This is a genomic window from Streptomyces sp. NPDC102274, from assembly GCF_044766385.1.
GTDB lineage: Bacteria > Actinomycetota > Actinomycetes > Streptomycetales > Streptomycetaceae > Streptomyces.
The window spans coordinates 57,002-71,925 of sequence record NZ_JBIWLW010000007.1 but is presented as its reverse complement, the minus strand read 5'-3'; the positions used below and the strand labels follow the sequence as shown (position 1 = coordinate 71,925).

General features: G+C 69.3%; 12 protein-coding genes. 1 reads left to right on the top strand and 11 read right to left on the bottom strand.

The window, feature by feature from the left end; genetic code table 11:
• Window positions 1-217 precede the first annotated feature (217 nt).
• The 6 genes from ACIRQP_RS12075 to ACIRQP_RS12050 form a co-directional block, all read right to left on the bottom strand.
• On the bottom strand, window positions 218-2,065 hold the full coding sequence (locus tag ACIRQP_RS12075; RefSeq protein WP_403887321.1) for a beta-N-acetylhexosaminidase: 1,848 nt from the start codon (window positions 2,063-2,065) through the stop codon (window positions 218-220).
• Between the two features lie 11 nt (window positions 2,066-2,076).
• Window positions 2,077-2,910 carry a carbohydrate ABC transporter permease gene (locus tag ACIRQP_RS12070; RefSeq protein ID WP_206300598.1) on the bottom strand — a complete coding sequence of 278 codons (834 nt, stop codon included), beginning with the start codon at window positions 2,908-2,910 and terminating at the stop codon, window positions 2,077-2,079.
• Window positions 2,911-2,912: 2 nt separating this feature from the next.
• Window positions 2,913-3,902 (bottom strand): carbohydrate ABC transporter permease, encoded by a 990-nt coding sequence (locus ACIRQP_RS12065; RefSeq protein ID WP_403887318.1) that lies wholly within the window; start codon window positions 3,900-3,902, stop codon window positions 2,913-2,915.
• Window positions 3,903-3,907: 5 nt separating this feature from the next.
• A complete protein-coding gene (locus ACIRQP_RS12060; RefSeq protein WP_403887315.1) occupies window positions 3,908-5,212 on the bottom strand; it encodes an extracellular solute-binding protein in 1,305 nt (434 codons plus the stop codon).
• Window positions 5,213-5,458: 246 nt separating this feature from the next.
• Window positions 5,459-5,758: a DUF3039 domain-containing protein gene (locus ACIRQP_RS12055; RefSeq protein ID WP_030355120.1), complete on the bottom strand. Its 300-nt coding sequence runs from the start codon at window positions 5,756-5,758 to the stop codon at window positions 5,459-5,461.
• 161 nt (window positions 5,759-5,919) lie between these two features.
• Window positions 5,920-6,480: a YqgE/AlgH family protein gene (locus ACIRQP_RS12050; protein ID WP_403887312.1), complete on the bottom strand. Its 561-nt coding sequence runs from the start codon at window positions 6,478-6,480 to the stop codon at window positions 5,920-5,922.
• A gap of 275 nt (window positions 6,481-6,755) precedes the next feature.
• Here ACIRQP_RS12050 and murA point away from each other — a divergent pair, with 275 nt between their 5' ends.
• Window positions 6,756-8,096 (top strand): UDP-N-acetylglucosamine 1-carboxyvinyltransferase, encoded by a 1,341-nt coding sequence (gene murA / locus ACIRQP_RS12045; protein WP_403887309.1) that lies wholly within the window; start codon window positions 6,756-6,758, stop codon window positions 8,094-8,096.
• A 160-nt stretch (window positions 8,097-8,256) separates the two neighbouring features.
• Here murA and ACIRQP_RS12040 read toward each other — a convergent pair whose 3' ends face one another.
• The 5 genes from ACIRQP_RS12040 to ACIRQP_RS12020 all read right to left on the bottom strand — a co-directional run bounded on the left by ACIRQP_RS12040 (window position 8,257) and on the right by ACIRQP_RS12020 (window position 14,861).
• Window positions 8,257-8,538 carry an HU family DNA-binding protein gene (locus tag ACIRQP_RS12040; protein ID WP_004571953.1) on the bottom strand — a complete coding sequence of 94 codons (282 nt, stop codon included), beginning with the start codon at window positions 8,536-8,538 and terminating at the stop codon, window positions 8,257-8,259.
• A gap of 481 nt (window positions 8,539-9,019) precedes the next feature.
• Entirely contained in the window at window positions 9,020-10,456 is a 1,437-nt protein-coding gene (locus tag ACIRQP_RS12035; RefSeq protein ID WP_403887306.1) for an NAD-dependent malic enzyme, read from the bottom strand.
• A gap of 447 nt (window positions 10,457-10,903) precedes the next feature.
• Complete coding sequence (locus tag ACIRQP_RS12030; protein WP_403887904.1) at window positions 10,904-13,396, bottom strand: HelD family protein; 2,493 nt, start codon at window positions 13,394-13,396, stop codon at window positions 10,904-10,906.
• A gap of 62 nt (window positions 13,397-13,458) precedes the next feature.
• On the bottom strand, window positions 13,459-14,277 hold the full coding sequence (locus ACIRQP_RS12025) for an anti-sigma factor family protein (RefSeq protein ID WP_403887303.1): 819 nt from the start codon (window positions 14,275-14,277) through the stop codon (window positions 13,459-13,461).
• Window positions 14,274-14,861, bottom strand: coding sequence for a sigma-70 family RNA polymerase sigma factor (locus tag ACIRQP_RS12020; protein ID WP_403887300.1), 588 nt, complete (start codon window positions 14,859-14,861; stop codon window positions 14,274-14,276). The genes ACIRQP_RS12025 and ACIRQP_RS12020 overlap by 4 nt, the downstream gene beginning before the upstream one ends.
• Window positions 14,862-14,924: the final 63 nt, after the last annotated feature.

Sequence of the window (14,924 nt, the reverse complement as noted above, 5' to 3'; positions counted from 1 at the left end):
ACTCTGGCACATCTTCCGGTCCGCCCGACGCGAGGGTCCGCGAAGGGCTGATCCGTCCCCCACCAGGGGGAAGGTCCGGTTTCGCACCTCTTCGCCGTCACATACGGAATGCCACTCTTCAGCGGTCGTTGTACGACTTATCCGTACGGACTACTTATCCTTACGGACTACCACGGTCCCAGGGACACCGTTCCGGGGCGGCCATCTCCCCGCGGGCTCACACGTTCGGGGGCGCCCCCTCGATCGGGCGGCCCAGGCTGGCATTGTCTCCGTTGGGGGCGGGGCGGCGCTGCCAGGGCAACGGACCGCCGGGCGGCCGGTATTCGACCCCGAGCGCGTCAAGGCGCCGGTAGTGCTCCGCCATGCGCTGCTCGAAGTCGGCGAAATCACGTTCGGCGGGGGCGGGGAGGTCCGACCAGGCGACTTCGGCGAAGGCGGCGAGTCGCGGGAAGACCTGGTAGTCGACGCGGGCGCTGTCGTGCATGACTTCGGTCCAGACATTGGCCTGGGTGCCGAGGACATGGGCCGCCTCCTCCTCGGTGAGCTCGGGCGGCAGGGGCTCGAAGCGGTAGACGTCCTCCAGGGTGCGTACGTACCCGATGGGCATCGGCTCGTCGTCGCCGGCCGCCTGACGGTGGTCCAGGTACACCTGCTGCTCGGGGCACATGACGACGTCGTGGCCGGCCTTCGCGGCGGCGATCCCGCCCGCGTATCCGCGCCAGGACGACACGGCGGCGCCCGGCGCGAGCCCGCCTTCCAGGATCTCGTCCCAGCCGATCAGCCGCCGGCCGCGCTCGGCGAGCCAGTTGTCGAAGTGCCGGATGAACCAGGACTGGAGCTCGTCCTCGCCGGTCAGACCGAGCCGCTCGATCGTTGCCTGGGCCGCCGGTGACGCCTTCCACTGGTCCTTGAGGCACTCGTCCCCGCCGACGTGGATGAAGGTGGAGGGGAAGAGTGTGAGCAGTTCCTCGAAGACGTCCTCGTAGAACCGCAGCGTGTTGTCAGTGGGGGCGAGTACGTTTGCGGTAATGCCCCAGGTGTCCCAGACGGTGAGGGAGGTCGTGTCGATGACATCGGTGTTGCCGAGTTCCGGATACGCGGCGATGGCGGCCTGCGAATGTCCCGGGATATCGATCTCGGGGACGACGGTGATATGCCGCTCGGCGGCGTACGCGACGATCTCGCGGATGTCGTCCTGGGTGTAGTAACCGCCGTGCGGCTTCTCCTCCCAGAACTCGGAGGCGCGGTGGCCCCATTTGGTGCGCGGGCGCCAGGAGCCGACTTCCGTCAGTCTCGGATGCTTCTTGATCTCGACGCGCCAGCCCTGGTCGTCGGTGAGATGGAAGTGGAAGACATTCAGCTTGTGGGCGGCGAGCAGGTCCAGATAGCGCAGCACGCCGTCCTTGGGCATGAAGTGGCGTGCCACGTCGAGCATCAGCCCCCGCCAGCCGAAGCGGGGCGCGTCCTCGATGAGGGTCATCGGTACGGACCACTCGCGCGCGGGGTCCAGGGCCTGTCCGACAGGCCCCAGGCCCTGTCCGGCGGATCTTCGCAGGCCCGCGACGCCTGGCACCGCACCTCGCCGCGTTGTCGGAGTCGTCCACGTACGTCCAGTACGAGGACGATCCTCCGCCTTGCCATGCACGGCACCAGACGCCGCGGTCTGATCCGCGAAGATCCGCCGGACAGGCCCCAGCGGCGCTCTGCGGTACGCGTCGGGCCCGAGCAGCTGACGGACGGTCTGCGCCCCCCAGAAGACCCCGGCCGCGGCGCCGCCCTCGATACGGATCGCCTCCGCGTCGACGCTGATCCGGTACCCCTCGGGGCCCAGTTCGCGCGCGATGTCCGGGCTGATCCCCAGGACGATCCGGTTGTCGTCGGCGCCGACGACACCGGTGTCGTCCGCGAACGGCAGCCCCGTCGCGGCTCCGACGGCGGTACGGAACCACCGCGCCACGCCCTCCGTGCCGGGCCCTGCCCCGATCACGGTCTCGCTGTCGAGCGGGAAGACACCCGCTCCCGGCTGCGCCGGCCAGGCCCGCCTGGGGTCCGGGATCAGATCCATGAAGTCCACCTCTAATCCTTGACGGCACCGCCGAGTCCGGAGACCAGGCGCCGTTGTACGAGCACAAAGAAAACCAGCACGGGAACGGTCATCACCGTAGACGCGGCCATGATCCCGCCCCAGTCGTTCTCGTCCGGTTTGAAGAAGACCAGCAGCGCCATCGGAAGGGTCGACTGGGAGGTGTCGCTGATGATGAAGGACTTGGCGAACAAGAAGTCGTTCCAGGTCGAGATGAAGGAGAAGACACTCGTCGCGACAAGCCCGGGGAAGACCAGCGGGAAAAGGATCTGCCACAGGAACCGGGTACGGCTCGCACCGTCGATGTACGCGGCCTCCTCCAGCGCCTCGGGGACGGCCTTGACGAATCCGCGCAGCATCCAGACGGCGAACGGAAGTGAGAAGGCGAGATGCGGCAGGACCAGCGAGCCGAGCGTATTGAGCAGCCCGGCGTCCCGCATCAGGAAGAACAGCGGGATGGCCAGCGCCTCGATCGGCACCATCTGCGCGACGAGGAACATGATGAGGAGGGTCGTACGGAATCGGAAACGGAACCGAGTCACGGCCGTCGCGGCCAGAAACGCGATGAGCGCGGAGGCGATCACGACCGTTCCCGCGACCGCCAGGCTGTTGAGGAAGTACCGCCCGAATTCCTGCTGTTCGAAGACCCGGCGGAACGAGTCGAGCGACGGCGAGAGCGTCCAGGGACGGGCCTCCGTGGACTGGATCTCACCGGCCGGTTTGAACGCGGAGAGGACCATCCAGTACAGCGGAAAGGCCACGATCACGGCGATGACGAGGGCGGATGCCTCCGCCAGCAGCCGCCAGGGACGGCGAATACCGAGCAGGTTCACAGTTCTTCTCCCCGGCGTCGGATCAGTCGCAGATAGACGAGCGTGATCGCCAGCAGAATCAGCAGCATGACCACGCCGATCGCCGAGCCCAGGCTGTACTGCGAGGACGCGAAGGCCTGCTGATAGGCGTAGACATTGAGCACGAGATTCTGGCCGGCGATTCCGCCACCGTTCGTCATCACATAGATCTGGGTGAAGACCTTGAAGTCCCAGATGATCGACTGGATGGTGACGACCACCAGGATCGGCCGCAGCATGGGAGCGGTGACCGACCGCCAGATCCGCCACTGCGAGGCGCCGTCGAGCGAGGCCGCCTCCAGCACCTCGCCGGGGATGGCCTTGATGCCCGCGTAGACGGTCACCATCACGAACGGGAACGAGCACCAGACCACTTCGAACAGGACGAGCGCGAAGGCGCTGTAGCGGCCGTACGTCCAGGAGAAGTCGCCGAGCCCCAGCAGCCGGTTGACGGGGCCGTAGTCCGGGTCGAAGAGGAACACCCAGACCGTGGAGCCGGTGATCGCCGGGGTGGCCCAGGCGCCGAGCGCGGCGAGCATCAGCGCGAGCCGCGGCACGGCCCGTACGCGCGTCAGCAGGACGGCGAGGGCGCAGCCGACCGCGAGGGTGGCGACGACACACGCCGCGGCGAACAGCACGGTCGCCAGCAGCACCTGCCAGAACTGGCTGTCGCCGAAGAGCGCGGTGTAGTTGCCGAAGCCCTTGAAGGAGGTGGGTTCCCCGCCGCTGACCTGCGCCTGGGTGTACTCCAGGAAGGAGATCAGGCCGAGTTGGTAGATCGGGTAGATCAGCAGCCCGCCGAGGACGACGAGCGCGGGCGCGAGATAGAGCCAGGGGGTCCAGCCGGCCCGGCCGGCCCGGCGGGGGGTCCGCCGGGCCTTCCGGGGTGCCTGCCGGGCCTCGCGTACGGGCCCCGGGCCCCCGGTGGCCGTACGGCCGGAGTCGATCCGGCCGGTTTCGGTCGTCATGGCGCTCAGCCCGCGGACGTGAACGCCGCGTCCATCTTCTTCGCCGCGTCGTCCGACGCCGCGGCGACGTCCTTACGGCCGCTGACGATCTCCTGGAACATCGTCGGCAGGATGAGCGAGGAGTCGATCTGCGCCCAGCCCGGCGACGCGGGGACGAACTTGGCGCCTGCGCCCAGGGTCTTGACGAAGGGCTCGATGAACGGCTGCTTCTTCGCCGAGTCGGCCAGTACGTCCGTGTACGTCGGCAGGAAGCCCATCGCGTCGAACAGCTTGGCCTGGGTCTCCTTGCCGGTGAACGACTTCATCAGGTCGACGGCGAGCGTGCGGTGCGCGCTGCTCTTCAGTACGCCGATGTTGTTGCCGCCCGCGAAGGCCGGCGCGACCGAGCCCGCCTCGACCCCGGGCAGCGGCACGACCGCGTACTTGCCCTTCACCGTGCCCGCCTCGACGGCCTGGTGGCTGAAGTCGCCGCCGATCGCCATCGCGGCCTTCCCGGACGCGAAGGCGGTCACCGTCGCGTTGCCGCCCATCGAGGCGCACTTGGCGGCCGGACAGTTGTCGTCGCCGAAGAGGGAGGTGTACGCCTCGATGCCCTTGCGGGCGGCCGGGCTGTTGACCGCGGCCTTGTACGTGCCGCCGTTCTCCTGCGCCAGTTCGCCGCCGTTCGCCCACAGGAACGGCATCGCGCCGTAGGTGTACGCGCCGCCGACCGCGAGTCCGTACAGCTCCGGCTTCGCCTTGCGGACCTTCTTGGCCGTGGCGATCAGTTCGGCCTGGGACTTGGGGGCGGATATCCCCAGTTCCTTGAAGACATCGGTGCGGTAGTAGAGCGCCCGGACGCCGACGAAGAGGGGCGCCCCGTAGATCTTGCCGTCGACCGTGACGGACTGACGGGCCGTCGGGTCGGTGTCCTTGGCCTCGTCCCAGGCGTTGAACTCCTCGGTGACGTCGGCGAGTCCGCCGTCCTTGACGTATCCGGCGGTGTCGGTGTTGCCGTACTCGATGAGGTCCGGCGCGCTCTTCGGATCGTTGAAGGCGGCCTTGATGCGCTGGGCGCGGGTCTCGACCGGGATGTACTCGATCTCGACCTTCGTCCCCTCGTGTGTCTTGCCGAAGGCGGCGACCGCAGCGTCGACGACCTGTTCCTTCGGCTTGTTGTTGACCTCCTGGAAGAGCCAGACGCGCAGCGTGCCGCTCTTCTCGTCCTTCGTCGCGCTGGTGTCGGAGGTCTGCGGGGCGCAGCCGGTGGCGGTGAGGCCGGCGAGGGCGAGTGCCGCCACCGGGACGGCAATACGGGAGGAAAGCTTCATCCGGGATCCCTACGGGTCGGCGTTGCAGCATGCGCAACGAACGTTTCGTGCTGCACAACTCGCAGGAGATTAAGCGCGGCCGGAAGTCTCCGACAAGTGGTCTCAACCAATCTGTGACCGCGGGCCACCCCGTACAACGCGAGACGGCTTCCGGGGCGCGCGTGTGCACGCGCGCCCCGGAAGCCGTCTCCGACAGTGACTCAGGTTCTGTCCGGTGCCTGGACGAGTAAGTCCGGCGGTCGGTCGCTACTTCTTACCGCTGTCCTTGCCGCCCTTGTCCTTGCCCTTGTCCCCGCCGGGACCCATGGACTCGTAGATCTCCTTGCACATCGGACAGACGGGGTACTTCTTGGGGTCGCGCCCCGGTACCCAGACCTTTCCGCACAGTGCGACCACGGGAGTGCCGTCGAGGGCACTCGCCATGATCTTGTCCTTCTGGACGTAGTGGGCGAAGCGCTCGTGGTCGCCGTCGCCGTGCGACACCTGTGGTGTCGGCTCCACGAGGGTGCCCGTACCTGCCCCGCGCTCGGGCTCAAGAGTGCTCATAGCAGCCAAGGGTACCCACGCCGGGGGGATCCCGAAGGCTCCGGGTCCATGCACTCCGGAGCCGCACGCTCACGCATCGCGCCGACACGCCGACGACACGCCGAGCGGCGACGGCCGAAGCGCTCGGCGCGCCGACGGAACGGGCCGAACCGTCCGGATGGTCAGTTGAGGGAGGGATCATCCGGGTATGTCGCGACCATGGCCAGCTTGCCGCGCTGTCTGCGCAGCACCGCCCGCCACAGGCTCTCCGGCCTCGGCGACGACACGTCGCCCGGCTCCGACTCCACGACGTACCACACCCCTTCGCGCAGCTCCTCCTCCAACTGGCCGGGGCCCCAGCCCGCGTATCCGGCGAAGATCCGCAGCGAGCCGAACGCCCGCGCGAGCAGCTCGGGCGGGGTCTCCAGATCGACGAGGCCGATCGCCCCGTACACCCTGCGCCACCCCAACGGCCCCTCGTCGCCCGGGATCACGGCGAGGCCGAGGGCGGAGTCCAGCGAGACGGGACCGCCCTGGAAGACCACACCGGGCTCCCCCGCGAGCTCCCCCCAGGACGCCAGGATGTCCGCGACACCCACGGGTGTGGGCCTGTTGAGGACCACGCCGAGCGAGCCCTCCTCGTCGTGATCGAGCAGGAGCACCACCGCGCGGTCGAAATTCGGGTCGGCCAGGGCGGGAGTCGCGACAAGCAGCCGCCCTGTGAGCGAGGACACCTCGGTCATGCTCGACATGATCCCGCATATTCGCCGCCCGCGGGGCGCGCCCGGCACAGTACGTGTGAACGCAGCTCAGGGCGCACGGTGGCGACGGGAGCGCACGGTTTCCGGGAAATCGAATTGGTGACCCTCCGCGAGCAAGTCGGAACAGTACGTGTCGGACCCGCTTCAATTACGTGTCACCTGTGTGCCGACCGCTCCCCGGGACTTACGGGACGGGGGTCCCGGCCCCTTACCCTTTTCCTTGGCCACCCGCCCGCCCACTCCGGAACGCGAGATTCATGACCGGCACAGACGATGTAATGCTTGTCCACGGTGGAACCCCGCTGGAGGGTGAGATCCGCGTCCGCGGCGCGAAGAACCTGGTGCCGAAAGCCATGGTCGCCGCGCTCCTCGGCAGCAGCCCGAGCAGACTCCGCAATGTGCCCGACATCCGCGACGTACGGGTCGTACGGGGACTGCTGCAATTGCACGGCGTGACCGTACGCCCCGGCGACGAACCGGGCGAGCTGGTCCTCGACCCGACCCATGTCGAGAGTGCAAATGTCGCCGACATCGATGCCCACGCGGGCTCGTCGCGCATTCCGATCCTCTTCTGCGGACCGCTGCTGCACCGGCTCGGCCACGCGTTCATCCCGGGTCTCGGCGGCTGTGACATCGGCGGTCGGCCGATCGACTTCCACTTCGACGTCCTGCGCCAGTTCGGCGCGACGATCGAGAAGCGCGCGGACGGCCAGTATCTGGAGGCGCCGCAGCGGCTGCGCGGCACGAAGATCCGGCTGCCGTACCCCTCGGTCGGCTCGACGGAGCAAGTGCTGCTGACGGCCGTACTCGCCGAGGGCGTCACCGAGCTGTCCAACGCCGCCGTGGAACCGGAGATCGAGGACCTCATCTGCGTCCTGCAGAAGATGGGCGCGATCATCTCCATGGACACCGACCGGACGATCCGGATCACCGGCGTCGACCGGCTGGACGGCTATACGCACCGGGCGCTGCCGGACCGTCTGGAGGCTGCCTCCTGGGCGTCCGCGGCGCTGGCCACCGAGGGCAACATCTATGTCCGCGGCGCGCAGCAGCGCTCGATGATGACGTTCCTCAACACCTACCGCAAGGTCGGCGGCGCCTTCGAGATCGACGACGAGGGCATCCGGTTCTGGCATCCGGGCGGCTCGCTCAACGCCATCGCGCTGGAGACGGACGTGCACCCCGGTTTCCAGACCGACTGGCAGCAGCCGCTGGTGGTGGCGCTGACGCAGGCGTCGGGGCTCTCCATCGTCCACGAGACGGTGTACGAGTCGCGGCTGGGCTTCACCTCGGCGCTCAACCAGATGGGCGCGCACATCCAGCTCTACCGGGAGTGCCTGGGCGGTTCGGACTGCCGCTTCGGGCAGCGCAACTTCCTGCACTCCGCGGTCGTGTCGGGCCCGACCCGGCTCCAGGGCGCTGACCTGGTCATTCCCGACCTGCGCGGCGGTTTCTCGTATCTGATCGCGGCGCTGGCGGCGCAGGGCACGTCGCGGGTCCACGGCATCGATCTGATCAACCGCGGCTACGAGAACTTCATGGACAAGCTCATCGAGCTGGGCGCGAAGGTCGAGCTGCCGGGCGGCGCGCTCGTCTGACGCACCGTCACACGGTCACACCGCCGGCCCCGCTCTCCCCCGAGCGGGGCCGACGGCGTTCCCGGGGCCGGCAGGCGGCCTGGAGGAGCTTCTGAAGGCCGGACACACCAGGGGCGGCCACCCGGTCCGGGTGGCCGCCCCTGCGTGTCGCCTATGGGTGTTACTTGCCCTTGGCGGCTTCCTTGAGCTTGGAGCCCGCGGAGACCTTCACGCTGTAGCCGGCCGGGATCTGGATCGGGTCGCCGGTCTGCGGGTTACGAGCGGTCCGAGCGGCACGATGGGTGCGCTCGAAGGTCAGGAAGCCGGGGATGGTGACCTTCTCATCGCCCTTGGCGACGACCTCACCGACCGTCTCGGCGAGAGCGGCCAGCACAGCGTCGGCGTCCTTGCGGGTCACCTCGGCGCGGTCGGCCAGGGCGGCCACCAGCTCACTGCGGTTCATGTTGTTACTCCCGTGTTCTTCTTGCCTGTAAGGCGTGAGATCGAAGCCGATGCTGCCAGGGCCCTCGGACAGTCCCCGGACCCGGGTCTGCTGACAGACCCTCGCGCCCGAATACGCATCCTGCCCCCACCAGCGGCGGGAAAGCCAATCCGGCACCCTCCGGAGTCACACGAAAAGCGCCACTGCCTCGTCGTCGTGACGTTCCGTCGACTCTGTGGAGACTCCTTGGAGCCTTGGGGCCCTTGAGCCCGCCGGAGGCCCTGAAAACCTCCCTGGAGCGGCGGGGCTCATGGTCCGCCACCCTAGAGGGGCCCGTGGGGCCCGGCGAATCGCGACGCGCCGGGCACCGGACGGACGTGAGATGTACCGCAGTCCTGGGTAGCGTGACCGGGCCCCGTGGTGGGCCTGGTCACATTTCGGGCCGGGATCCGGGGGCGTATTTCGCGCTGCCCCGAACCCCTCCCCCTCCCTGGATCAGGGATCAGATCTGGGTGACGGGCGCCGTCACGTCCGCGCCGGCCGCCCTGGCGGCGTCGCGCACCGCGCCCGCCACCGCGCCCGCGACCTTGTCGTTGAAGACCGAGGGCACGATGTAGTTCGGGTTGAGCTCGTCCTCGGAGACGACATCGGCGAGCGCCGCCGCCGCGGCCAGCATCATGTCCGTGTTGACCGTGCGGGACTGGGCGTCCAGCAGACCGCGGAAGACACCGGGGAAGACCAGCACGTTGTTGATCTGGTTGGGGAAGTCGGAGCGGCCGGTGGCCACCACGGCCGCCGTCTCGCGCGCGATCGCGGGGTCGACCTCGGGATCGGGGTTGGCGAGGGCGAACACGATCGCGCCGTCCGCCATGGCCGCCACGTCGTCGCCGTCCAGCACGTTCGGGGCCGAGACCCCGATGAAGACGTCCGCGCCGGCCACGGCCTCCTTGAGCGTGCCGGTGACACCCTCGGGGTTGGTGTTGTCGGCGATCCAGCGCAGCGGCGACTCGTGGGCGGCCTCCACCAGGTCCTCGCGGCCCGCGTGCACCACACCGTGGATGTCGGCGACCACCGTGTGCTTGACGCCCGCCGCGATCAGCAGCTTGAGGATGGCCGTACCGGCAGCGCCCGCGCCGGACATGACGACCCGCACGTCCTCGATGCCCTTGCCCACCACACGCAGCGCGTTCGTGAGGGCCGCGAGCACCACGATCGCGGTGCCGTGCTGGTCGTCGTGGAAGACCGGGATGTCCAGGGCCTCGCGCAGCCGCGCCTCGATCTCGAAGCAGCGGGGCGCGGAGATGTCCTCCAGGTTGATGCCCGCGAAGCCGGGGGCGATCGCCTTGACGATCTCGACGATGGCGTCGGTGTCCTGCGTGTCCAGGCAGAGCGGCCAGGCGTCGATACCGGCGAACCGCTTGAAGAGGGCCGCCTTGCCCTCCATGACGGGCAGCGCGGCCTTGGGGCCGATATTGCCCAGGCCGAGCACCGCTGAGCCGTCCGTGACGACCGCGACGGAGTTGCGCTTGATGGTCAGCCGCCGGGCGTCCTCGGGGTTCTCGGCGATCGCCATGCAGACCCGGGCGACACCCGGGGTGTAGACCATCGAGAGATCGTCACGGTTGCGGATGGGGTGCTTCGACTGCATCTCGATCTTGCCGCCGAGGTGCATCAGGAACGTACGGTCGGAGACCTTGCCGAGGGTGACGCCCTCGATGCCCCGCAGCCGCTCGACGATCTCCTCCGCGTGCCCGGTGGAGCTGGCGGCGATGGTGACATCGATCCGCAGCTTCTCGTGGCCGGAGGCGGTCACGTCCAGACCGGTCACCGAGCCGCCGGAGGACTCCACGGCCGTGGTCAGCTGGGAGACCGCGGTACCGCTCGCGGGCACCTCCAGCCTGACCGTCATCGAGTACGAGACGCTGGGCGCCGTTGCCATGACCGAGTCCCTCTTCTTTCCCTAGCCTCTTTGCCGCTCCACCCGAACACGTCGGGGACGGAGCTTTCAGATGGTCGCACCTACCGGCGGGTAACAGGTAAAGACCTTTATCTACGGAACGCCACCTTCCATGATGTGAGACGAAAACAGGCCTTCACCGAAGTCTGGTGAAGGCCCGCCGACGCGTCTGTGGCGCTGACGCAAAGCTGAAGTAAAAGGTGGCACCGACCCGCCATGCTCGCCTCGCGGCAAGTGGTCGCTCGAAGCGACGAAGGTTGGGCCCGGGGGCTTGGATCGAGCCGGTGCCACCACCAGGCTAACAAACCACCCCGGTAAGTGATCCCCTTCGTGCGAGTTGACTGCCGGTCAATCCGGGACCGGTGCCGTGGCCGATCCGGGACCGGTGCCGTGGCCGATCCCGGACCGGTGACGTGGCCGATCCCGGAATCAGTCCCGCAGCAGGTCCGGTACGCCCTCCGCGTCCGGTTCGTCGCGGGCCGCCGAGACCACCGTGAGCTGCTGGGTCGCCCGGGTCAGCGCGACGTACAGCACCCGCAGACCGGCCGGCGACTCGTCCGCGATCTCCGCCGGCGAGACCACGACCGTCGCGTCGTACTCCAGCCCCTTGGCCTCCAGACTGCCCAGCGCCACCACGCGATCGCCGAGGCCGGCCAGCCAGCGCGCCGCCTGCTCGCGCCGGTTCATGGCGACGACGACGCCGACCGTGCCGTCCACCTGGTCGAGCAGCCGCCGCGCCTCCGCGCGTACCGTCGCGGCCGGATCGCCGTTCTCCACGACGCGGAAGCGCGGCCGTACGCCCGTGGAGCGCACCGCGCGCGGCGACTCCATGCCGGGCATGGCGAGCGCCAGGACCTTCGACGCCAGCTCGGCGATCTCGGCCGGGTTGCGGTAGTTCACGGTCAGGGTGAAGCGGCGGCGCGGGCGGGTGCCGAGCGCCTCGTCGCGGGCCTCCGCCGCCTCGTCCGGGTCCGACCAGGACGACTGCGCGGCGTCGCCGACGACCGTCCAGGTGGCGTGCCGGCCGCGGCGGCCGACCATCCGCCACTGCATGGGGGTCAGATCCTGTGCCTCGTCGACGATGACATGCGCGTACTCCGTACGCTCCGCGGCCAGCCGTTCGGCCCGCTCGCGCTGCGACTCCTCGCGCTGCGGCATCAGCTCCTCCAGACCGGTCAGCTGGTCCAGCGGATCGAGATCGCGCCGCTTCCTGGGCCGTGGCGGCGCGCCGAGCAGCGTCTCCAGCTCGTCCAGGAGCGCCACGTCATGGACGGAGAGCGGGCCCCCGCCGTCCGGTCCCAGCCGCTTCAAGGAGCGGGCCAGACGGCGGTTCTCGCCCTGGTTGAGGATCCGTCGCGACCAGCGGCCGAGCCGCCGCTCGTCGGCCATCGCGGCGAGCACCCCGCGCGGGGTCAGCTCGGGCCACCAGGCGTCCAGGAAGCCGAGGAAGCTGTCCTCGGACGTAACGTCCTCGTCGAAGGACGAGCGCAGTTCGGCGGCCAGCTCCGGATCGGTGTGCCGCTGGGCCGACCCGGACTTCGACCAGAGGGCGTCCAGCAGGAGCCTTCGGGCACGCGGCCTGAGCAGATTGACGGGCGCGGTGCCGCTGAGCACGGACTGCCGGATGCGGTTGAGCTCACCGGCCTCCAGCTCCAGCCTGCGGCCGAAGACGACGACCCGGAGCAGATCGGTCCGTACGGGCGCGCCCCCCGCGGTGTCCACGTCGCCGTCCCCGTCTCCATCCGTGTCCGCGTCCGGGTCCTCGCCGAAGGCCAGCTGGCCTTCGGCGAGGACGAAGGCCAGCCGGCCCTGCTGATCACGGCTCCGGGAGCCGGAAAGCGCCGGGAAGGAACCTTCCAGCGCGCCCCTGGACGCCTTGCGCAGCACCTTCAGCATGCGCGCCGAGCCCTTGACCCGCGCCACCGCCGGTTCGTCGTACGCCGTGGCCTCCGCGCCGTCCACCAGCGACCCGACCGCGCGGATCGCGACCTGCCCCTCCTCGCCCAGCGAGGGGAGCACGCCCTCCGTGTACGCGACGAGCAGCGGCGTCGGCGAGACGACCAGGATGCCGCCCGCGTAGCGCCGCCTGTCCTGGTAGAGCAGATACGCGGCACGGTGCAGCGCCACGGCGGTCTTGCCCGTGCCGGGGCCGCCCGAGACCTCGGTGACCGAGGCGGCGGGGGCCCGGATGACCAGGTCCTGCTCGGCCTGGATGGAGGAGACGATGTCCCGCATGGTGTGCCCGCGCGCCTGGCCCAGCGCGGCCATCAGCGCGCCGTCCCCGATGACGGCCAGCGAGGCGCCGTCCAGCGAGGCGGTCAGCTCCGGGCGCATCAGATCGTCCTCGACGCCCAGGACCCGGCGCCCCTTGGAGCGGACGACCCGGCGCCGTACCACCCGGCCGGGGTCCACCGGGGTGGCGCGGTAGAACGGCGCGGCGGCGGGCGCGCGCCAGTCGATGACCAGCGGCGAGTAGTCGGAGTCCAGGACTCCGATACGGCCGATGTGCAGCGTCTCGGCGATCTCGGCGGTGCTGTCCGGAGCGATGGCGTCGTCGGCGGGCTCGACCGACGTGTACGCGCCGTCCGGGCCCTTCTTGCCGTCCTTGCCCCGGAGGAGGTCGATCCGCCCGAAGAGGAAGTCCTCGAATTCGTTGTTGAGCCGGTTGAGGTGGATCCCGGCGCGGAAGACCTGGGCGTCCCGCTCGGCGAGGGCTCCGGGCGTGCCGACCTGCCCCCGCTTGGCGGCGTCGTTCATCAGGAACTCCGCCTCGTGGATTTTCTCCTCAAGACGGCGGTACACCTGGTCCAGATGGCGCTGTTCGACGCCGATCTCGCGGTCGCGTACGGAGTCGTGCTCCGTGGCGCGTACGGGATCGACGGCGGGTCCAGCGGTTTCTACAGCGGCATCCTGCGCGGCCACCGAGGCCCCCTTCATGACGTGCATTGGGCAGCCGTCAACCGTACGCGAAGGGGGCGGGTATGTCAGGCGTCGACTTCCACCAGTCGTTCGCCGTCGAACGTACGGACCTCGAAGTGATCGATGTCTTTGCTCGCCATGGCCGTACCCCCCTCGACGTAGAGCGGCTTCTTGCCGTTCTCGTCCGGGCTGTCGGGGATGCCGTACCCCCACGTGGGGACCGACCACGAGGTCACGACCTCCTGCTCGCCGGTCTTGGAGACGGCGACCAGACTGCACTTGAGCGGGCCCTTCACATTCTTGAGCTCCAGGGCGGTGCGGGTGCCCCAGCCCTTGGGCTCCATGGCGATGGAGGCGCTGACCTTGGTGGTGGTGTCCGTCGCGCCGATCTTGCCCGGCATACGGGCGAACTCCTCGGCCGGGGTGCGCTCCGCCGTCACCGTCGTGCCCGTCCCGGCGTCGCCCGAGGTGGCGATCCCGACGCCCACGGGCCCGCCGACGATCAGCACCGCGGCGGCGGCGACCAGATACAGCCCCCGGCGCTTGCGCTGGGCGCGCTTGACGGCGACCTCGTCGACCAGCCGGCCGAGCAGCTGCGGGCTGGGCCGCACGGAGACGGCGGGGGTCGGCAGCTGTGCGAGGGGCACGGGCGGCGGGGTCAGCGGGGTGGGCGCGAGGAAGGGGTCGGGATCGTCCGCCAGCATGGCCAGCATCGGTTCCATCCCGGAGAACTCCTCCAGCTGGACGGCGCAGATCCGGCAGCCGGCCAGATGCGTCTCGAAGGCCGTGGCCTCGGCATCGTCCAGAATTCCGAGAACGTACGCTCCGACGGCTTCATGCACAGTACTTTCGTCGCCCAGTCCGTACTGCTCGTGCGTGGTCATGCCGAGACCCCCCTCTCCTCCAATGCGAGCTTCATCGAACGTAGTGCGTAGAACACACGGGAACGCACGGTCCCGCTGGGTATGCCGAGCGTCTCGGCCGCCTCGTTGACCGTGCGTCCCTTGAAGTACGTCTCCACGAGTACTTCCCGGTGGGCAGGGGTCAAATCCTCAAGCGCGTCCGAGAGCGTCATCAGCCACAACGCCTTGTCGATCTCGTCCTCCGCGGGCATGACCTCCAGCGGCGACGGGTCGACTTCCTGCGGCCGGGCCTGCCGACTGCGGTGACCGTCGATGACGATGCGCCGGGCGACCGTCACCAGCCAGGGTCGGACAGAGCCGGTCGCCCGATTGAGCTGACCGGCGTTCTTCCATGCACGGATGAGCGTTTCCTGTACGACGTCCTCGGCCCGCTGGCGGTCGCCCGCGACGAGACGCATGACGTAGGCGAGCAGCGGTCCCGCGTGTTCCCGGTAGAGGGCACGCATCATCTCCTCGTCGGGGACAGAGGTGCTGGCGCGCGCTGCCGCGCTCCGGTGTCGGGCCCGGTGAGGGCGGTCATCGGCCACGGCCGCATCTTTGCGCACCTAAACCTCCCGGTCGAGACCTTCATGGCTGCTTCTCCCTCATCACTACGGAGGCCCGCGGGA